Source organism: Marivirga tractuosa DSM 4126 (genome assembly GCF_000183425.1).
Taxonomy (GTDB): Bacteria; Bacteroidota; Bacteroidia; order Cytophagales; family Cyclobacteriaceae; genus Marivirga; species Marivirga tractuosa.
This window is the reverse complement of sequence record NC_014759.1, coordinates 3,435,198-3,455,985: the sequence shown is the minus strand read 5'-3', so window position 1 is coordinate 3,455,985 and position 20,788 is coordinate 3,435,198. Positions and strand designations below refer to the sequence as shown.

Below are 20,788 nucleotides of genomic sequence, written 5' to 3'. Positions count from 1 at the left end.
CATAAAAACCCATTTGCTCACCACCTTGTAGGAAATTGAGTGCTAGATAGCCCGTAATTTGTACTTGTTTTTTCATAGCTAGCAACCAAAGGTGGAGCGGGTCCAGTATAGCGCGCCTGTTTATTCTAAGCTTTTGCAATAAATGAAGTGCATCAGTTTGCCGAATCGCCTTATAGGTCTTAATACCTGCTTAGCGCATGGTACTCAAGCTGCTTCTTTTTCTTTATTAAATTAAGGATTTTATAACAAATGGAAATCTTGGAATAATGATAGGATCACAATCTAAAGGTTGTAGATCATTCCGGAATACAAAAGTATCACTACAACGGATAGAATTTTCAAAATCAAAAAGCCAAATATACATCCAAAATGGATCTATAACATCCACTGAATTATTATTGAAAATTAAGAGGTGGTGAAAAGCATCCACTGTTACAACCCTCTTTTTTGCCCTTAAGCAGGCTGGCCTCAAGTTTGTTTAATAGGCCAAAAAGTTAAGCTTAAAGGCCATTTATGTATGGGCTAATTTAGAGTAGAATAGGAACACAAGATAATTTAAAAAAGCATGCTCATCAAAAGTCAATTCGATATTCTCTAAGAAGTCTATTAATTTTTAAGCGCATTATTTTACCTTTAAGATCGTAATTTTCACTAAATTCGACATATAATGCTCATAATATCAATTATATCAAAAGATTAATGAGGCCAAATTATGTTACGGTTAAAAGTATTTTTGTTAATTATCATTTGTAGTTCAGCTCTTCATGCGCAAAATTTTAGAAAAAGTATTAAAAAGGCAGATCAATACCTAAACGGTAATAACTATAATAAAGCGATAACATATTATAAAAAGGCCTTGAAATATAAGCCTGGTAATGCAGATGCTACTTACGGCTTAGGGCTAGCCTACTTATTCGATTTTCGCAACGAAGAGGCACTCAAAGAGCTCACTTTAGTTTGGCAACTCAATCCTGATGTTGGAAATAACATAGAATATTATTTAGGTCTGGCTCATCAATATGATTATAATTTTGACGAGGCTATCAGATTTTATGATCTTTTCGGTGAGAAAAAAAACAGAAACCGTTATTCAGCCGACATACAAATTGCAGAATGCCTAACTGCTGATTCTCTATACAGTAATCCTAGGCCAGTGGTTGTTGAAAACCTGGGCCAAACGGTCAATTCACCACAGCACGACTTCACACCTGCCTTAATGGCTGACGGTAAAACACTTTATTTCACATCAAACAGAGCAGGTTCTACTGGAGGTCTTAAGTTAGATGACGGTAGCTTTTATGAAGATATTTACAGCACTACCTTACAAGAAGGGCAATGGAATAAGCCTCAAAAACTTGATAGGAACTTAAACGGTAACTATCATGATGCTGTAGCTTCTGTCTCTCCTAATGGGAAAACGCTTTTTGTATATTCCGAGAAGGGAAACGGAGATATTTATTTTTCAAATTTCGAAGATTCAACATGGACTTATCCTCAAGCGCTGAGCAGTAAGATCAATTCCACTTTTTGGGAAACATCAGTCTCAATAACCGCTGACGGTCAAACCTTATATTTCTCAAGCGACCGTCCGGGTGGTTACGGTGGCTTGGATATTTACAAGAGTATTAAAGGGGAGGATGGCGAATGGGGTAGTGCCCGCAATCTTGGGCCTACCATTAACACCGATGCCTCTGAGGATGCACCGATGATACACCCAGATGGACATACCTTATATTTTAGTTCTTCTGGCCATCAAGGAATGGGAGGATATGACATCTATTATAGTAAAATAGAAGGTCAGGAGTTTATGGAACCCGTTAATTTAGGGTACCCGATCAATACAGTTTATGATGATAATTATTTTGTGATCTCTGCCGATCTTAAGCATGCATATTATGCTTCTAGAAAACCAGGTGGTTTGGGGATGGTAGATATCTATCATGTAAACATGGAAGAAAAAGTAGAAGTTGAAGTTGAAGAAATCGTCCAATCCGAGCCTGAACCTGTCTTAGTAGAAAATACTGAGTTAATTTCTGAAAATGAGGAAGAAGTTGATGAAGAGATGGAGGAGCCTGAAACTAAAGCTGTGATTACTGTATTTAAAGGTAAAGTGCTCGATGCCAAGTCGGGCTTACCAGTAGGTGCTGTAATTAAGATGGTTGATAACAAGAATAGTACGTTGACGGCTGAAGCATTTTCTGATCCACAAACAGGTGAATTCGAATTGGTGGTTACTGAAGGAGGTGATTATGGAGTATCAACGAGTAAAAAAGGCTATCTATTTAATTCTATTAATTTTAGGCTGCCCGATTTTTCCGAGTATCAAGAAATAGATGTTTCAATTTTGCTGGATGAGGCTGAAGTAGGTACTAAAATGGTACTTAAGAATATTTTCTTCGATACTGGTAGCTCTGATTTAAGAACGGAGTCCTTAGGTGAACTGAAAGTGATTAAAGACCTTTTAACGAATTCACCAGACCTTAGAGTGCAGATCAATGGGCATACTGATAATGTGGGGAATTCCGTTTACAATAAGTTGCTTTCCAAAAAAAGAGCTCAATCTGTAGTAGATTACCTAATTGCAAATGGTATTAATAGCGAACGCTTAGAGGCCAAAGGTTTTGGAGAAGAAAAACCCCTAGTATCAAATGACGATGAAATAGGTGGAAGAGAGATCAACAGAAGAACCGAAATAGAGATCTTAGGCCAAAGTCAAAATGGATAAATCACCTAACTCAACTTTGAGTTGATGTAGCAATAAAAAGTAAGATCGAAAAATCAGCTACGAGCGCCTAAGCATCCTTAAAGAAGTTGAAGCATCTAATTTTCGTAGGTCATTTAAAATAATGGTGATCCTTACTGATCAGTGCATAAAATACTTAGTTTAATATTTCACAGTTCACATAGGTAAACGGCTTTATTCGGGGCCAATATTCAATCCTTTGCTGTTTCCTATTTTCTAATTTCAGAATACAGCATTTTAGCAATCTATGCAAGTCAAAAACAGGAATGAGCCCAAGTGAATATAGGGATTTGAATTAAATACTGGAATACAACATTCTGTGTAATCATGGCTGTAAGCAGACTATTCTAGCTATAGTTCTGCGGAAAAAACTATTAAATTCGTAGCATTGCCTCGGTAGTTAACTGAAATTTCAATACTTTTAATGAGCTATGAATTTATCCAGTGGCCTCAAGCCTCATTAAGCATAAATGACAGACCAAGAGCAACATATCAAAAAAAATCTTGAAGTTCTAAGAAATGAACTTGATCAGCTTTTTGACTTTTTTGAGAATGGCCTAGACTATCACAAAATGGTTTATGAATTCTGGAATGCAAAGGACATTCTTGGACATATAACCTTTTGGCATGAGAGTTTTGCAAGAAATATTTCAGATTTAGGCAAGGGTATAAAACCAAAACCCTTAAAAGGGAAACTTTCAGAAGTTAACATACAAAGTGTCGAAACAACAAAAAACGAATCCATAGCAAGTCTAATCAAACGATTGAAAGAGGCCCAAGCTACCATTGAAGAATTCATATTTGATGACACAATAGACCTGATCCCCTACAAGAAGGGTTCACGGGATTATTCGAGGAGCGAGCATTTAGAAGTAGTATCCCACCACATTCATAAACATTTAACAGACATTTCTAAAAAATATGGCACGACCAAAGAATAAAGCTGATTTGCTGAATTTGAGCAAAAAGAACGTTGAACTTCTGATGGACTTCATTGAAGGTTTATCCGAAGAAGAACAAAAATCTCCTTTTCCGAAAGGAACAATGAATCGAAATATTGGAGATGTACTCATGCATCTTCACCATTGGCATTTAATGATGATTGATTGGTACGGGCTAGGAATGAAAGGAGAAAAACCAGATATGCCAGCCAAAGGATATACTTGGAAGACAACTCCTGCATTAAACAGCTGGATTTGGGAACAATATAAGAACACCCCTCTTGAAGATGCCAAGAAGAATTTCATATCAAGCTACGAAAAAGTGAGGAGTTTGATTGAGATACATAGTGATGAAGAACTATTTGAAAAGAAAAGATACAAATGGACTGGAACTACATCACTAGGTGCATACCTCATCTCGGCTACTTCAAGCCATTATGACTGGGCTATAAAACTTATTAAAAAGGCGAAGAAGTGAAAAGGAGACCAAAGAATTTCAATCAGATAAAGCTCCCTAGACGGTCCCGCTATGAATATACAAACCGTTATAACCCTACAGAAATATGAAAAATATTGGTCTTATTATATTTTTACTGATATTATCGACTACAGCTCAAGGTCAAGCTAACGAATTCAGAAATCAAAGGGCCCAGTTCACTGCTTTGAATATTGGATTTAATGGGCTGGTTGGCGGGCTAGGTGGCTTAATCAATAACAATGGAAACAAATCAGGTTTTCAAGCATTTAGCAAAGGGTTTTATCAGGGTGCCATAGGAGGTGCTGTTAGTCATATTGGATTCTCATTAACGCATCAAGTACAAAAACAACGCAATATTTCTTATGCCTGGCCCGCAAGAATAGTGAACTCCCTGGGAAGCTCGATTATTCAAAATGCTGCGGAAGGTCAAAGAATGTTCGAACGCTTACACCTCAACCTCTATATTACGCGCTTGGAATATTATCCTTACCAAAAGAAATTTAGGGGAAGGCTATTCACATCATCCATCTATGGTATTTTGGTGGCTGGTAGGAATGCAAAGCTCGATATAAAAAAATCCTTGCAGACGGGAATCCTATATTTTGAGACTTCTCAATATTTTTCTTCTGCAATCGGCAGCGGAAGTGCCACTGGCCAAGTAAGCTCAATCGGTATGAGCAGTGGCTTCTCTGATGATAGATATTACAGTATCTACGCTCACGAAGTAGCTCACATACTTCAATATGACAGAATGGTAGGACCTAATGCCTTTTTACACTCTTTTGATCAAAATTTAAAATCTAAATACACTCTTTACAAAAACCTCTCGAAATTCATATACTTCGATTTAAATGGGCCAATATTCTTTCTGGCCTATAAAGCTGCAGGGTCAACACATAACTGCAACTTTTTTGAACAAGAGGCAGAAAATTATAGCAATAGGGTAGCCTATACTTGTAATTAAATTCTTGAATAGACGTTATTGGGTCAATTCTATATTTGTAAATATCTAGCTGACGGATGAAACTTGACTCATCTATATTCACAATGAACAAAACGACATATTCAAACTACAAGAGAATATTATGAAGACATTTGAGTTTTCTGAAAATGTATAGCATTACCTTCTAGCAAAACCTTGAAAGTCCATATCTTTGACGACTTTGGTGAAAAGGAAAATAAATATCAGTTGAACTTTGGCAACTATATCCATGATACATTGGGTGTCAGTGTTCAACAATTGAACATATTCTGTTAGTGAGCTTCATTAATGCCAATTCGAAACCATATCATATATCGGACAAATTACTTCCAAAGACCCTGGACTTGGATAAGAAGAACCTTTATAATGTTGGCGGCTGTATTTCTTATATTACAGTTAGACTTAGGTGATGACTTGATCTTTGTCAACTATTTATTATCTCTGGCAATAATAGTTTACTTTCTTTTAAAGCCTAAAGCAGACTTAATAGTCACCCGTAAATATCTAATTCACTCAAAAAGATCCATTCTGAAGCAATTATCGAAATCTAACAAGTATGAAATCTACGAAATTAAAGCTATAGGATGTAGAGGTTTTCATTCTGACGGTTGGGAAATTGTTGACGTGTTCAATGGAGCAGGTAATAATGGCGGATATTCTAACACCTTAATGATGAAATTTAAGGATAAAAGTACAAAAACCATTGAAATAGCAGTCTCCAAGAAAAAGCTAGATCGCATAGTAAAAATAGTTGACAGACGAATACAAAGAAGGGCTAACACAAAATAGATACCTCCTTCAAAACCAACTTGCGTCATATCATTTAGCTTTTCCTTTAAATTATTTGTCTGATCCTGAAATAGCGAACTCTAATCCAGCAAAACGCCTCCTCCGCGCAAATTGGGAATCTCAAAGACAAGCGAGAAAACCAATCAATCATGAAGCATCTGTTGAGCGCTTACAAACAAGTATTCATAGCTATATTTCAGCCGTTCATAGAAATAATAGCGCTTACCCAAGGAAAAGTATAAATAAATCTCGTAATTAGAGTATTCAACTAACTCCTACAAAGCCCACCTGACAAATGTTCAAAACGGTTTTTTAGGGGATTTAGGGTGTATTAACAATGCTGATACACTGAATATATTGGGCTATCAATAATTGACATAATAAAATATATCAACAATAGCTATAGCCACAATCTGAAAAAACCGACCAATAATAGGGAGAGTAAAAGAATTATGGATGGAAACGCAAGAACAAGAAGACGATAGAAGAATCGCTAAAATTCTTGAAATTTCTTATGATGATTTAATGGAGTTGGAATATGAAATAGAAACCGACCAAAGTAAGGACGGTTTAATTTATAATTACAGAATTGAATTTTCAGAAGATTCACCAAAAGAAATTCTTGAAAAAATTGACAGATTAGACGATGGCTGTAGAGTTTATTTAGAACCGTGGGAATTAGATGAAGAATATGATTATGACGAGCAATTTGATGCAATAACTGAAAATAAAGAGTTTATTCAAAAATACAAATTTGAAATTGCAAACTTAGAAGTGCTCACTCATTTAAAAATACCAGATGAGGTGCTTAAGGAAGTTCTAAATAGACAAATGTTCATCGGAATAATCGGAACAATGGAAACATTTCTAGCGGATGTTTTTATCAATCTGACATTTGACAACGATAAATATTTTAGAAATTTCATAAAAACTCATCCAAAATTCCGAAAAAGAAAATTCGAACTTAGAGAAATCTTCGAACAATCTGATAAGTTAAAAGAAACTGCAAAAAAAGTAATGCTTGATACAATCTATCATAATTTACCAACAGTTAAAGAAATGTATCAGGACACATTTGAAATTGATTTTCCTAAAATTAAAGACGCTTACGAAAACGTTTTAAAAAGACACGATTTAGTTCATAGAAATGGCAAAACTAAAGAAGGCGAAATTATTGTCACAGATGAAAAGGCTATTAAAGGATTAATTAAAACAGCTAATGAACTTGTATTTGGAGTTGCTGAAAAGCTTAATCTATAAAACTAATTGCTATCATCAACTTTGAATGAATGATAGTTCACCAGTTAGGATAGTTTGTAAGAACTGGGAAAGACAGGCACAATGTAATTTTCACTAACTTGGTAAAATGTTAATCAGAATTTCAATTAATAATACGATTTAGATATGCATAAAATATTCACCATCTTGTTTGGAGTCCTAGCAAGTCTTTTTGCCTTAAATAGATTTTATGACCTCCTTGACAATTCCCATTTTTTGCTTTCAGTTTTAATTATAGCTCTATCATTCCATGTGTTGATTATCATGTTAATAGGTTTAAAGTTATTCAATAAATTCAAATCTATAGGCTTTTGGATACTTCTCATATTCCCAATTTTTGTATTAATTAGACATAGCTATGAATATTGGACTCTAATTAATTCCAAACCCATAATTATTATCCCAGACAATATTCTCAGTCAAATGACAATGCCATATTTGGATTTGATATTTTTCTTAGAATTAGCAACTGGAATTTTAGCTTTAGTGCTTCTTTTCATAGAAAACAGAAAAATAAAGTGGCTAACATCAGCTAAAAACAAGCGGGCTGGATCTGCTTAATAAAAATATTCATACATTTAATAAACTTAAGGCTAGACAGCAAGGAAAGCAGTTTTTAATGCCCGCCAGTTTTTAGCCATATCGTTGGCAACCATAACAAATCCGCTATGAAAACAGAGGATAAGATTTATAGTCTGAATGAAGGCTATAGTCCCGTTATTTACAAAAGTAAATCTGGTCTTACCTATTCCTTTCCCGTTTCATCAGGTCATGCAGATATGGAATTTGAGTTCGATATTTCAGAACAAGATTTTGAAGTATTAAAATCAAGCAACTATAAATTTAAAGCATTTTATTACATACTTTTCAATGAAGCTCAGTCTACTTTTGGAACTGGTCATCCGAATCCAAGGAGATATACAGCTGAAGAATTTGAGGATGTAAAGAATAAGGTTTTGTATAAATCAGACCATGATTTAAAACTATTCATTAAGGAATTTTCTAAAGAGAAAAATTTAGCGGAAGAATACTTTCATTCGTTCAGTAAAAATGTATTTCAATAAGAATAATAGATCGTAGGTAAAAATCATGTCAGAATTTATTACATCACTTAGATGAAGGCAAACTCCTGCACCAGCCTAGCTATACCCATAATTTTCTTTAATAATAAAGGGCCAATTGATATTTTTATTTATATTTAGTGCATCAGTTCAAATGTGACCGATTTCTAATGCATTTTATATTATTTTATTAGTACAATTAACTTTTAATAATTAGTCATAGACCTTATGATTCAACTCTTTAACATTTTAAGTCTGCCGTGACAGTACTCAACTCAAATTTTATAGAACCTTAAAAATTAACCCTTAAAAGAACCTAAATGCAATCAATCTTAAAAACCCTCTTCATCTTGTTATGCCTTAGCTTGATGATCAACACAGTAAAAAGTCAAAATTGTAATTGTAGTGAGGCCTTTGATCAAACAGTTCAAACCTACGAACAAGATTATTCTCTTTTTCAATTCAAAGTTACGGATGAGAATAGGAAACTATACAATGCGCATACAGCACTTATGAGACAAAAAGCAATGCAGCAAGAGTCTGTAACCGACTGCAAGCAAGTGCTTGAGCAATGGCTTGACTTCTTTCGAGATGGACATACCTATATCAGAATCTCAGCAGAGACCGAGCTCAATAGTGAGAAGATCAAGATATCAGAAAAGCGTTTCAAATCCGATTATAAAAAATTAGCCTATCATGAGAACCCTCTTTTAGGTATTTGGACCTCTAAAGCCTATACAGTGGCCATCATTCCCAATCCGGAAGGCCGAGAAAAGGAAGCCGATTTCGTGGGGGTTTTATTAGAAAGTACAAATGAAAATTGGAGTAAAGATGATGTAAAGTTTGAGCTTACGACAATTTTTGGTAACCGTTATAATGCGAAGTTTTACATGGGAAACCATTCTCCAAGAACTACTACAGCTGAGCAGCAAAACACCCAACAGCTTAGCTTCCGAAATAATATTGGAGATTGGACAAAAGTTTGGCCAGCAACGGATATGGCGAATACTATTTCCGAAGTAGATTTAAAATTTAATCAGTTTCATTTTTCTGAGGTAGAAGGAATCCCGTATTTAAGATTTCCTGATTTCTTCACTGTAGAACCGGCTTATGTTGATAGTATTGTCAAGGCTAATCATGACAAGCTAATTGCAGCTGATTTCATAATAGTAGATGTCAGAGATAACAATGGTGGAAACGATGCCACTTATTACCCTGTGCTGCCTTATATTTTGAATGGACCCATCAAAATTCCCAATTCAGGGCTTTGGATGAGCAAAGGAAATATAGCTCAATTTCTTGAGAGTAGTGGTTTGGCAGGAAAGCCATTAGAGGAGTTTGATGAAGAAGAGCGCGAAATGTATGACTACGTGATGTCTTTAGAAGGAACAGCCTTTTTTCAAAATCCAGAATATGATTCTACTTATGAACCCGATACAATCTATTCGCCCTCCAAAAAGGTGATTTTACTAACTGATGAAAATACCGTTAGCTCTGGCGAAACATTTGTGTTCAGGGCTAATCAAAGCGATAAGGTCGTGGTATATGGTCAGAATACAGCGGGCATAATTGATGGTTTTAATGGATTAACCAAAAATATTGGCTGCTTTAACTTAACGTATCCTTCTTCCTTCCGGGCAAATGATGTGCAAGAAAACCCCATCGATCCTTATGGAATTGCTCCTGATGTTTTTGTGGACGAAGATGTTGATGTGCTAAGCTATTCAATTGAACACATGAAAGAATTGATAAGGCAAGAAAAGTAGGTATAGTCTAAATGATGCTTATTTGAAGCGCTTAGTAAAATTTAAGAAATAAGGATTTACCAAACTAAATCAACTTAGATCATTAATTTCATCCTTAAAAAACTGAACCCATGAGTTCTTTTACAGCAAATAGTAAGATATATTGAGTAAATCTTTCACCATAAATCATACTCCCATGAAAATCATAATGCTTGCCACTTCGCTATTCTTACTTCTGCATTTTCAAAGCAGCGCTCAAACCAAATTCGTTTTGGAACCCTCCCAGAGTATGATTATGACAGGAAAAGGAACTGGTCAAGATGCCACCATAAATCCTTATTTCGGACAAGATTGCTATGCCATCGTCAAAAATATTGGGAAAAGGGAATTCTCTATCAGAGTCCAGCAGGAAGGGAAAGTCATCAAAAAAATCACGATCCTGAAAGATGAAGTAAAAAAAGTAAAGCTCTTAAAAGGCTACGAACTCTACTTAGATCCAAATCCAGAAGGCATAGCAAAAGCCAGCGTGGACTATGAAAAAATAGTGGAAGAAAAATAGGCTTACCACTTTATAACTGGCACGCTGCATCTCCATCCTCCCTAACCAAAGCCTATTTCACTTTGAGATATTTGTAATAGTGAGCTCGATATACCACCGTAAAAGTATAGATAATTATACCCTATCAGGTATAATATGAGATAATTCCAATCAGATTATACCCGAAGAGGTATACTTCTAAAACAATCCTTACCCCTCCAATCCCAGTTTTGTAATGAAGAATAAAATCTATTAGTTTTTAGCCTAGTAAGCTAATTCTAACTTTTAAAAAAATCATTCATTCACCTTCACCGCCCCCTCTTTTTTATCAAAAATCGAAGCATCATCTGAGAATTGAATATTAGAAATAGTGGCTTCTCCTAATTGATCTTGTAAACCCTCTTCTTCACTCCAATTCCAAAACTTCCATTGCTTCGCAAAGGGAATGCCCTCTACTTTCGTATACTCTGAATAGCTGATCGCATGTGGGTTTTGGGCTGCTTTGGCTTGATCACGTCCACCAAAAGTTACGATATAGGCCATGGCCTCCAACACTTGACTTTCTTTATTCTGATAGACCACATACCAATCATCAGGCGCATCTCCAATATTTTCTCCAAAGGTCAATTTAGTGGTCATTAAACTATCATTTTCTTGATAAGGTAATTTTTTAGGTTCTGTATGATGCGTTCCTGGGTCGTTCAATTTAAAAGGCGCCATGAAAAAGTAAGACCAAGTCAAGGCATCGAATCTTGCTCCATCATACAAACTATCTTTAGGATGAATCCAGATTTCATTTCCATTAAATAATAAGCGAGTATTCTCTGAATTCTCCACCAGTACTTTAGAAGAATTAGTGGTAGAATAAATCCTAGCATCCAATCGCTCATTACCTCCAAAAATCAATTTGATGTCAAAAGAAATAATCTTTTCCTCCATAAACGCATCGACATTATGAACCTCCTGAATTGACTTTATTATTGGATTAATCCGTTCTTCTACAGCTGAGCGCTGAGGTGATTCCTCTTGTTTATTCTCCTTTTTACTTGAACATGAAGCCAAAACCAAGGCAACAAGGACTACTAAATATCTCATATCATTTCTTTAATTATACAGGCGAAGGTACTATCATTATTTGCACTGAATTGTCTGCTGACCATCATTTTTGTATTTATTTCAGAATATCAAATAACCATTCCTAAAATAACTAAGCGCATAATTGGCAAATTTCACTACATTTCTAGTACAAAAAATCATTTAATCTATGAAGAAATATACAATACTATCATTATTGATTGCATTGATAGCAATCAATTTTGGTGCTTTTGCCCAGGAAGACGAAAAGGCAGATAGCACTAAAAAAGCAACCAAAGAACTCCCGCTGGAGCCGGAAAGAACCATTGAGTTTAACACAAAAGAAGGCACTTGGCTTTCTGTTGATGTGAGCCCTGATGGTTCTACCATCCTATTCGATATGATGGGAGATATCTATTCCATTCCTTTTACGGGTGGAAAAGCCACGAAAATCACAGAAGGAATGCCTTATGACGTGCATCCTCGTTACAGCCCAGATGGTAAATCGATAGTTTTTATCTCTGATAAAAGCGGTTCAGACAACATCTGGACAATGGATTTGGCTACAGAAGAGATGAAGCAAATCACCAAAGATGATAATCAAAACTATTTCTCAGCCGACTGGACCCCAGATGGAGAATATATAATAGGCGCTAAAGGCAGAAGAAACATCAAACTACATATTTACCACAAGGAAGGCGGTTCTGGTGCTCAATTAATCGATAAACCCGATAACCTAAAAACCACAGATCCTACGGTTAGCCCTGATGGGAAATTGCTTTACTTCTCGAAAAGAAATTCGGCTTGGAACTACAATGCGCAATTCCCGCAATATCAAATCGGTACTTACGATATGGAAGATGGCGATATGGCTACTATCACCTCACGCTATGGCTCAGCCTTCACCCCTACTATTTCTCCTGATGGAAAATGGTTAGTGTATGGTACTCGTTTTGAAACCGAAACAGGCTTAGTAAGAAGAAACTTAAAAACAGGTGATGAAGAATGGTTGGCCTATCCGGTACAGAGAGATGAGCAAGAATCAATCGCTCCTTTAGGCGTTTATCCTGCTATGTCTTTCACACCAGACAGTAAATTTTTAATCGCTACTTATGGGGGTAAAATCCATAAAATCGACATCAATGCTAAAACGGCTTCAGAAATTCCATTCGAAGTAGATTTGAAATTGGAATTAGGCCCAAGATTGAAATTCGAATATCCTATTTCAGATGAAAAAGAAGCATTTGTAACGCAAATCCGAGATGGAGTACCGTCTCCAGACGGAAGTAAATTGGCTTTTACTGCTTTAAACAGATTGTATGTGATGGATTTGCCTAATGGTGATCCAAAAAGATTAACAAAGCATAAATTTACTGAGGCGATGCCGGCTTGGTCTCCAGATGGAAGCCAGATCGTTTTCAGTACTTGGGAAGAAAAAGAAGGCGGTCATTTATATAAAATCAATTCTAATGGCAGAGGAAAAGCTGTGAAGCTGACACAAAACCCAGCGCTATACCTTGATCCGGAATGGTCTTATACTAAAAACCGAATCGTATTTAATAGAGGAGCGAATCAAGTTTATAAAGATGCTATTGACCCATTCGGTTCATTAATGATGGAAGATTTAGCCTGGATTTCTGCTGATGGTGGAAAAGTAACTTTAATTGATAAAGCAAAAGGAAGAAGCACTCCGCATTTCTCCAAAGTATCGGATAGAATCTATCTCAATCATGGGTCAAAAGGGTTAATCTCAATAAGATGGGATGGAACAGATGAAAAAGAGCATTTGCAATTGACCGGTATTACTACTTATGGTTCATCTATTGACATGATTCATGCGCATGATGGTTCTCATAATATTTTACCGGGTGATGAGAAAGCATGGAGAGAAAATAATAAAGCTTCGAAACCATCGGAAATTAGAATTTCACCCAATGGAGAAACGGCTTTAGCAAAAATCAATAATGATGTGTATTCGGTGACTATCCCGAAATATGGTCAAACTCCTAAAATCTCATTAGCGAAAGCAGATAATGCCGCTTTCCCTGCCATGAAATTAACCGTTATGGGCGGAGAATTTCCAGCATGGAGTGGTGACAGTAAAAAAATACACTGGTCTTTAGGAGCAAGTCACTTTATTTATGACTTAGCTGCTGGTAAAGCTTACGCGGATAGTGTTGCTACCGCTAAAAAAGAAGCCGCTGAAAAGAAAGAAGAAGAAAAGGACGAAGATAAAGATTCTGAGGAAGACCAAGAAGAAGAGGACAAGGAAGAAAAAGCAGATGAGAAAAAAGACAAAGAAGAGAAAGAGGAAGGCTTCACTGCTAAAGAACTCAAAATAAAAGTAAGCTATGAAAAAGATATTCCAGAAGGCACCATCCTTTTAAAAGGTGCGAGAATCATCACCATGACTGATCAGGGTGTGATTGAAAATGGAGATATCTTAATTGAAAACAACCGAATTACGGCAGTTGGTGAAAGTGGTAGTTTAAACATTCCAAATGGAGCTAAAACCATTGATGCTGCTGGCAAAACTATTACACCAGGATTTGTAGATACACATGCGCATATGTGGCCAAACTGGGGATTACATAAAAATCAGGTTTGGATTTACTCTGCTAATTTAGCTTATGGTGTAACCACTACTCGTGACCCGCAGACTGCTACCACTGATGTTTTGACTTATTCAGACATGGTGAATTCAGGGATGATCCATGGACCTAGAGTGTACAGTACTGGTCCTGGTGTTGGCTATTGGATGTATAAAATCAAATCTTTGGAGCACGCCAAAGAAGTATTGAAACAATACAATGAATACTATGACACTAAGAGCATTAAAATGTATTTAGTGGGAAATCGTCAGCAGAGACAATGGATCATTATGGCCGCCAAAGAACTGGAATTAATGCCAACTACTGAAGGTGGTTTAGATTACAAACTGAATATGACGCAACTTCTAGATGGCTACCCGGGACATGAGCATAGTTTACCCATTGTAGGGATCTACAAAGATGCCGTTCAAACGATTGCAGAATCTAAAATGGCGGTAACTCCTACTCTATTGGTATCTTATGGTGGACCATGGGCGGAAGAGTTTTATTATGCTACTGAAGATCCTTACCATGATGAGAAATTACAATACTTCACGCCTTATGAAGAATTGGCTCAAAAGTCGAGAAGAAGAGGTGCTTGGTTTATGGAAGAGGAACATGTATTCCCAAAGCATGCTAAATTCATGAAAGATTTAGTAGAAGCAGATGGTATAGGCGGAGTAGGTAGCCACGGACAGCTTCAGGGCTTAGGATATCACTGGGAGTTATGGTCAGTTGCCAGCGGTGGCATGACTAATCTGGATGCCTTGCGAACTGCTACTATCTTAGGAGCAGAAGCACTAGGACTAGAAGGTGACTTAGGAAGTATTGAAGAAGGTAAATTAGCTGATTTATTGATTATGGATAAAAATCCATTAGAAGAAATCAGAAATACCAACACTTTGACGCATGTAATCAAAAATGGTAGAGTTTATGATTCCAATACTTTGGATGAAGTAGCACCTAGAGAGAAGAAAGCCGAGGAATTTGAATGGCAGACTAAAAGACCTGAGAATGTGCCGGGTGTTCAGAAGGATTAAAATTTGATCTTAAAATAAATTCAAAAGGGATTCTGGTTTTACATCAGAATCCCTTTTTTTTTGTTACTATAAATAGGGCCCTTTCGCTAAATAAAAAACGATATCAATATAGCTTTAAATGTACTTAAAGACTTTTTATTTTGAATCTAAGTCATTTATAAAACCTCAAAATTAAATCTTTTGATTGAAATTTGAAGTTTTAGAGATATTTGACAATACTATTTCCCAAATTACACTTTGTACTTTTCTACCTTTCTTTTTGATTGAACAAAAAGAAACAAAAATTCAAGACAATCCGCCAGCTGGCGGACTACGCACTCCCCAACGCTGGCCCGCTGTTTTGTCCTCCCTCCCGCTCCCTCCGAGCAAAGATTATTTGGCTTTCAAGCTATACGGTATTTATCAAGAGTTCCCTAAATACTAATCAAAAAAATTAAGAAAGTACCGCAGAAAACTGATCCTTCTGACTTTCATCAGAAAATTCATTTGAATTCATCACCTTAAATATCATCACAAGCATTAAAATTTCAAATACAGTTAAAGTAAAGAGCGCAGGAATCGCCATTAAGACACTTAAAAAACCTAAGCCTGTGACAATACCAAAAATTCCAGTCACCAATGAAAGTGTGCCTAAAGATTTTTGCCTTAAGGCAAAAGCGGTCCCTAATAATAAATAGCCAATTCCGAAAACCACACTTCTCATGATCAAGAGTGTTTCTACTGATAAATAGCCTGAATAAAACACGGCTATATCATTAATATTACTGATCAATATAAGTGCTATCATAAATAAAGCACTAATCTTTAAAAAATCATCATTTAATGCTTTCCCAATTAAAAAGAAGGAATAGTAAAAGACAGCGAATGAAAGCATCACTCCAATTTTCACCAAGCTATAATTTAAACCCGAAATATCGCTACTACTTTCATCGTAGAATCCAATCTCCATAAAGCCTTCGACAAATGATAGACATAGATAAATAATCCCTACAATTGCGCCCCACTTCAAGAATGACCTTTTACTTTCCAGTAAAACTGATAATTGATTTTTCTGCTCTTCTTTTAAATTAAGTTCAGAAAAATCCACCTTTAGCACTTCCAAGATTGATTTCACTGTATAGCTTCTTGGTAGCACCTCGCCCGCTTCAATTCTTTGAAGGGTACGAACATTTAAGTTACATTTTTCTACAAGCTCTTCTTGCGTAAGTCCTTGTGCCTTTCTCCAATTTTGGATTTTATGGCCTAATTCAGGTTGTTTCATATTATATACTGTTTTGTTGACCATGGCAAGTAGCTTTTTTAAACCTTAAAATAAAACGAATTAAAATGGATTAAAGCCGACATTAACCCGACAATCGGCTTTTAAGGTCAATTTACACAATTTCTTCTATTCAGTTAAAATAATTCTCTACCCTAATTTAAAAAACAGTATCTTTAAAGAATCATATTTTCAATGGAATATTTTTAATGAGTACTACTACTTTTAATTTTGAAAGATTTTTTGAACTCACCACTGATTTAGTTTGCATTGCTAGTTATGATGGCTATTTCAAAAAAGTAAATTCTGCCGTTTCTAAGACGCTAGGTTATTCCTTTGAAGAATTGTATTCAAAACCCATCAATGATTTCGTTCATCCTGATGACCAAAATACTACTGCCTCAGCAAGAAAAAATCTGACCAAAGCCAACGATCTCCATTATTTTGAAAACCGATATATTACCAAAAAAGGCAAAATTGTCTGGTTAGCCTGGACTTCGATTCCTTCAGAGGAAGACAAAGTAATATTTGCCATTGCAAAAGACATCTCCCATAAAAAAAGACTAGAAGCGGAAAGAAATATGCAGTTGGCAGAACTCTCCAAAAGCAATAAAAATTTTGAGCAAATTAATTATAAAACTTCCCATGATTTAAGATCTCCTGTCAATAATCTGAATTCAATCATAGCGATGATTGATCTAGACAAAATTCCAGATGATAAAAACAAAAAACTGATTAACCTAATAAAGAATGGGGTTGATCAATTGAAAGAGAAAATGAATTTTTACATTAATTCACTTATTGAAACAAACAGCCGTGAGATACAAGTAGAGGAAATTTCATTTCAAGAAAGTCTCGAATTAGTGCTAGATTCCATCAACAATCTAGTGAGTAAATCTGGTGCCAATTTCATAACTGATTTTAAAGATTGCCCTTCAGTTCAATTTAATAGGGATTATTTAGAAAGCATATTTCTAAATCTCATCACTAATAGCATCAAATATACTGCGCCTGAAAAAACTCCTGAAATGAGGATCAAAACTCAAGATTTATCAACTAAAATCGAATTATCCTATGAAGACAATGGTATTGGATTTGACATAGAAAAAGTAAAAGACAGGATTTTCGGTTTACATCAAACTTTCCATCATAATGAAGACAGCAAAGGGATTGGACTATATTTGGTTCATACTCATGTTACCAGTTTGGGTGGAGACATTAAAGTTGAAAGTGAAGTGAATAAAGGAACGAAGTTTACGATTACTTTTAATAAGAGATTGAGGTGAGGGGGATTACCGCTATTATAAGTGATCAACAATTGATCATATTGCGCACTTAATTCTGTGCGTCATCCTCACGAAGGTGGGGATCTCTTTATTTTAACCTTCGGTTAAAAATGTAGAATGTACGTCTGAGTAAAGAATTGCCAAATGAAAAGTTATTGAAACTTTGTTTCATTAAACCAAGACCCCTGCCTCCGCAGGTATGACGCACAGAATTATGCAAGCAGCTATGCAAAATTTCTTCTTCAATGAATGCCTTTCTATTTAAACAAATCATATAACATCAAATTCACGAATACTTGGTGTGCCACCAAGCATGGGGACGATGAATGAACAAAAAAGCCCTAACTCATTACTGAATCAGGGCTTTCTAAATATATCACCTTTAAAAATTAACTTCCGTAAATCTCCGCTAATTTTTCATGTAGGTTTTCTCCTCTTAGATTTTTGGCCACAATCTTGCCTTCCGGATCTAATAATAAAGAAAATGGAATACCATTTATTTTGTATTCCTGAACAATAGGGGTTTGCCAATATTTCAGTTCAGAAACCTGCGTCCATTCTAGATTATCCTGTTCAATGGCTCTCAACCAATCTTCACGCTTTTTATCAAGCGAAACCCCTAATATCTGAAATCCAGCATCTTTATATTTATTGTAAGCCGCTACAATATTTGGGTTTTCCTGACGGCAAGGCTTACACCATGCTGCCCAAAAATCTATTAAAACATAATCTCCTCTGAAATCTTTCAAGCTTACCGTATCACCTTCTGGGGTTGGCATACTGAAATTCGGAGCTTGAGCGCCAACTGATATTTTTGCCATTTCATCCATCTGCTTTTTATAGAAAGAGGCCATATCAGAATTAGGATGTGCTTCTGCAACTCTATCTGCCACAGATTTCATAAATTTAAAATCCTCATTAGGATTGAAAAAATTCATTGCCTGAATAGCGGCTAAAGAAGGCAGCATTCCCTCCACTTTTTTCTTAATATCTTCTTTCTTCTTCTCCTGCATCAAAAGAAAATCATCTTGGATATTTTTCATTTTTTCTTCATCCTGAGCCTGACGAGCAGCCATGAATTCTTTATTGATTTCTTGCACTTCATCATTCTGCTTTTTCATGATGTCTTGCAGTTGACTCATATATTCCATATCCTGGGAACCTGTTATCTCTAACTTCCCATTTCTGTCTCCTCCATCTGCTACTATTTCTAAATCTTCATCATCTACAATCAAAGTAGCAACTTGACTATTATAAAAATTGATTTGATAAAACTCAGGACCAGTGGTTTCAACTGTTGATTCAAACGTATTATTCGCATCTAAATATAAAGTATCCACAACTTCTCTCTTACCTCCGCTAATTTTAGCCAAAGTAATCGCACCTTGATCTTGCGGGTTTTCAACTGTCCCAGTAATTGTGGCACCGCCATTTTCTTCCTTATTATTATCACATGCTACTATAACTAAAGCAGCTATAATTGCAAAAGCGCTATTTCTCAAAATAATCCTCATATTCTATTTTAAAGTTTGTTGTAATAATTCATTTGTTTTTTTGGGGTCAGCTTTTCCTTTGCTTCGTTTCATCACTTCCCCAACGAATAATCCTATTAATCCTTTTCTACCAGATTTATATTCTTTCACCTTATCTGCCATATCTTTGATAACCTCATCAATAATTGGCTGAATACTGTCAGACGAACTTTCTTGTAATAGGTTCGCTTCCACCGCAATTGTTTCTGCATCAGCCTCTTTGCTTTTCAGCATTTCAATAAATATCTGCTGATTGGCAACGGTATTGCTTACTTTTCCAGCATCTACTAATTGAATCAGACCTCCTAATTTTTTAGGCGAAATTGAAAATTGATCAATTCCTATATTATGTTCATTCAAATAAGATTTTACCGTTCCCATTATCCAATTGGAAGCTGATTTATAATTTGAAGTCTCTTGACAAAGCGCATCGAAATATAAGGCAATTCCTTTATTATCAGTTAATACCTGAGCATCATATTCTGGGATTCCATATTTCTCAATGAATTTCTGCTGCAGCTCCCGAGGTAGTGCTGGCATTCGAGCTTTGATTTCTTTGATCCAAGCTTCATCTACAATTAAGGGAGATAAATCTGGTTCAGGAAAATAGCGATAATCATTCAACTCTTCCTTATTCCTTAGGCTGGAAGTTGTTCCAGTAGCTGCATCAAAATCACGGGTTTCTGAAATAATTTTCTTGCCTTGTTCTAATAGTAAAATTAGTCTCTCAGCTTCATGTTCAATCGCTCGATGCACATTTCTGATGGAGTTCATATTTTTCACTTCCACCTTGCTACCGTATTCTTTGGCATCCTTGAGCATTACCGAGACATTGGCATCACATCGCAAAGAACCTTCTTCCATATTGCCATCACAGATTTCAAGATATCGCACCAGCCTTCTCACTTCCGTTAGAAATGCATAAGCTTCATCCGCACTTCGTAAATCTGGCTCAGTCACTATTTCAATTAAGGGTACTCCGGCTCTATTATAATCCACTAAGGTATCGCTTGCATCTTCGGTATGAATGGATTTTCCCGCATCTTCCTCCATATGGATTCGATTCAAGGCAATTGCCTTTTCCTCAGTTTCGCCTTTTGCTTTAATCCACACTTTACCTCCCACGCAAATCGGGGCTTTGTCTTGTGTAACTTGATAGCCCTTGGGCAAATCGGGATAAAAATAGTTCTTCCTGGCAAAAATATTTTCTTCGGTGATTTTACATTCACAAGCCAAGCCCATTTTAATGGCATAATCCACAGCTTTTTTATTGAGCTTTGGCAAAGTGCCTGGATGCCCCAATGAAATAGGACTAATATGCGTATTAGGACTTGCTCCAAAGGAAGTTGAATCAGAACAGAATAATTTACTCTCTGTCAACAACTGCGCATGCACTTCAAGTCCTATTACAACTCTATATTGATCTCTTATGGATTTGTCTAAAGACATAAT

At 35.9% G+C, this 20,788-nt stretch carries 16 protein-coding genes; 12 read left to right on the top strand and 4 right to left on the bottom strand.

Going from position 1 to position 20,788, the window contains the following annotated elements; genetic code table 11:
* Positions 1-712: 712 nt before the first annotated feature.
* The 9 genes from FTRAC_RS14630 to FTRAC_RS14585 all read left to right on the top strand — a co-directional run bounded on the left by FTRAC_RS14630 (position 713) and on the right by FTRAC_RS14585 (position 10,576).
* A complete protein-coding gene (locus FTRAC_RS14630; RefSeq protein ID WP_013455046.1) occupies positions 713-2,725 on the top strand; it encodes an OmpA family protein in 2,013 nt (670 codons plus the stop codon).
* 488 nt (positions 2,726-3,213) lie between these two features.
* The gene (locus tag FTRAC_RS14625) at positions 3,214-3,684 is read left to right on the top strand and encodes a DinB family protein (protein ID WP_013455045.1); all 471 of its coding nucleotides are present in this window, start codon (positions 3,214-3,216) and stop codon (positions 3,682-3,684) included.
* The gene (locus FTRAC_RS14620) at positions 3,665-4,162 is read left to right on the top strand and encodes a ClbS/DfsB family four-helix bundle protein (RefSeq protein ID WP_013455044.1); all 498 of its coding nucleotides are present in this window, start codon (positions 3,665-3,667) and stop codon (positions 4,160-4,162) included. The genes FTRAC_RS14625 and FTRAC_RS14620 overlap by 20 nt, the downstream gene beginning before the upstream one ends.
* An 85-nt stretch (positions 4,163-4,247) precedes the next feature.
* Positions 4,248-5,126 carry a hypothetical protein gene (locus FTRAC_RS14615; RefSeq protein ID WP_013455043.1) on the top strand — a complete coding sequence of 293 codons (879 nt, stop codon included), beginning with the start codon at positions 4,248-4,250 and terminating at the stop codon, positions 5,124-5,126.
* Positions 5,127-5,510: 384 nt separating this feature from the next.
* Entirely contained in the window at positions 5,511-5,933 is a 423-nt protein-coding gene (locus FTRAC_RS14610; RefSeq protein ID WP_013455042.1) for a hypothetical protein, read from the top strand.
* A gap of 456 nt (positions 5,934-6,389) precedes the next feature.
* Positions 6,390-7,193 (top strand): hypothetical protein, encoded by an 804-nt coding sequence (locus tag FTRAC_RS14605; protein WP_013455041.1) that lies wholly within the window; start codon positions 6,390-6,392, stop codon positions 7,191-7,193.
* A gap of 686 nt (positions 7,194-7,879) precedes the next feature.
* Positions 7,880-8,275 carry a hypothetical protein gene (locus FTRAC_RS14595; RefSeq protein ID WP_013455039.1) on the top strand — a complete coding sequence of 132 codons (396 nt, stop codon included), beginning with the start codon at positions 7,880-7,882 and terminating at the stop codon, positions 8,273-8,275.
* Between the two features lie 317 nt (positions 8,276-8,592).
* Positions 8,593-10,038, top strand: a complete 1,446-nt coding sequence (locus FTRAC_RS14590) for a S41 family peptidase (RefSeq protein WP_013455038.1) — start codon at positions 8,593-8,595, stop codon at positions 10,036-10,038.
* A gap of 175 nt (positions 10,039-10,213) precedes the next feature.
* Positions 10,214-10,576, top strand: a complete 363-nt coding sequence (locus tag FTRAC_RS14585) for a hypothetical protein (protein ID WP_013455037.1) — start codon at positions 10,214-10,216, stop codon at positions 10,574-10,576.
* Between the two features lie 273 nt (positions 10,577-10,849).
* Here FTRAC_RS14585 and FTRAC_RS14580 read toward each other — a convergent pair whose 3' ends face one another.
* Positions 10,850-11,650 carry a hypothetical protein gene (locus FTRAC_RS14580; protein ID WP_013455036.1) on the bottom strand — a complete coding sequence of 267 codons (801 nt, stop codon included), beginning with the start codon at positions 11,648-11,650 and terminating at the stop codon, positions 10,850-10,852.
* Positions 11,651-11,819: 169 nt separating this feature from the next.
* Here FTRAC_RS14580 and FTRAC_RS14575 point away from each other — a divergent pair, with 169 nt between their 5' ends.
* Both FTRAC_RS14575 and FTRAC_RS14570 read left to right on the top strand, forming a co-directional pair.
* Positions 11,820-15,260, top strand: a complete 3,441-nt coding sequence (locus FTRAC_RS14575; protein ID WP_013455035.1) for an amidohydrolase family protein — start codon at positions 11,820-11,822, stop codon at positions 15,258-15,260.
* 184 nt (positions 15,261-15,444) lie between these two features.
* Entirely contained in the window at positions 15,445-15,684 is a 240-nt protein-coding gene (locus tag FTRAC_RS14570; RefSeq protein ID WP_041649878.1) for a hypothetical protein, read from the top strand.
* 9 nt (positions 15,685-15,693) lie between these two features.
* Here the strand turns inward: FTRAC_RS14570 and FTRAC_RS14565 are convergent, their stop codons facing one another.
* Complete coding sequence (locus FTRAC_RS14565; protein ID WP_085985386.1) at positions 15,694-16,521, bottom strand: helix-turn-helix domain-containing protein; 828 nt, start codon at positions 16,519-16,521, stop codon at positions 15,694-15,696.
* Between the two features lie 206 nt (positions 16,522-16,727).
* On the opposite strand from FTRAC_RS14565, the gene FTRAC_RS14560 reads away from it, so the two are divergent.
* Positions 16,728-17,804 carry a PAS domain-containing sensor histidine kinase gene (locus tag FTRAC_RS14560; RefSeq protein WP_013455033.1) on the top strand — a complete coding sequence of 359 codons (1,077 nt, stop codon included), beginning with the start codon at positions 16,728-16,730 and terminating at the stop codon, positions 17,802-17,804.
* A 389-nt stretch (positions 17,805-18,193) separates the two neighbouring features.
* On the opposite strand, the gene FTRAC_RS14555 is transcribed toward FTRAC_RS14560, so the two are convergent.
* Together FTRAC_RS14555 and gatB are read right to left on the bottom strand one after the other, a co-directional pair.
* Positions 18,194-19,318, bottom strand: a complete 1,125-nt coding sequence (locus tag FTRAC_RS14555) for a peroxiredoxin family protein (protein WP_013455032.1) — start codon at positions 19,316-19,318, stop codon at positions 18,194-18,196.
* Positions 19,319-19,321: 3 nt separating this feature from the next.
* Positions 19,322-20,785: an Asp-tRNA(Asn)/Glu-tRNA(Gln) amidotransferase subunit GatB gene (gatB, locus tag FTRAC_RS14550; protein ID WP_013455031.1), complete on the bottom strand. Its 1,464-nt coding sequence runs from the start codon at positions 20,783-20,785 to the stop codon at positions 19,322-19,324.
* Between the last annotated feature and the right edge of the window lie 3 nt (positions 20,786-20,788).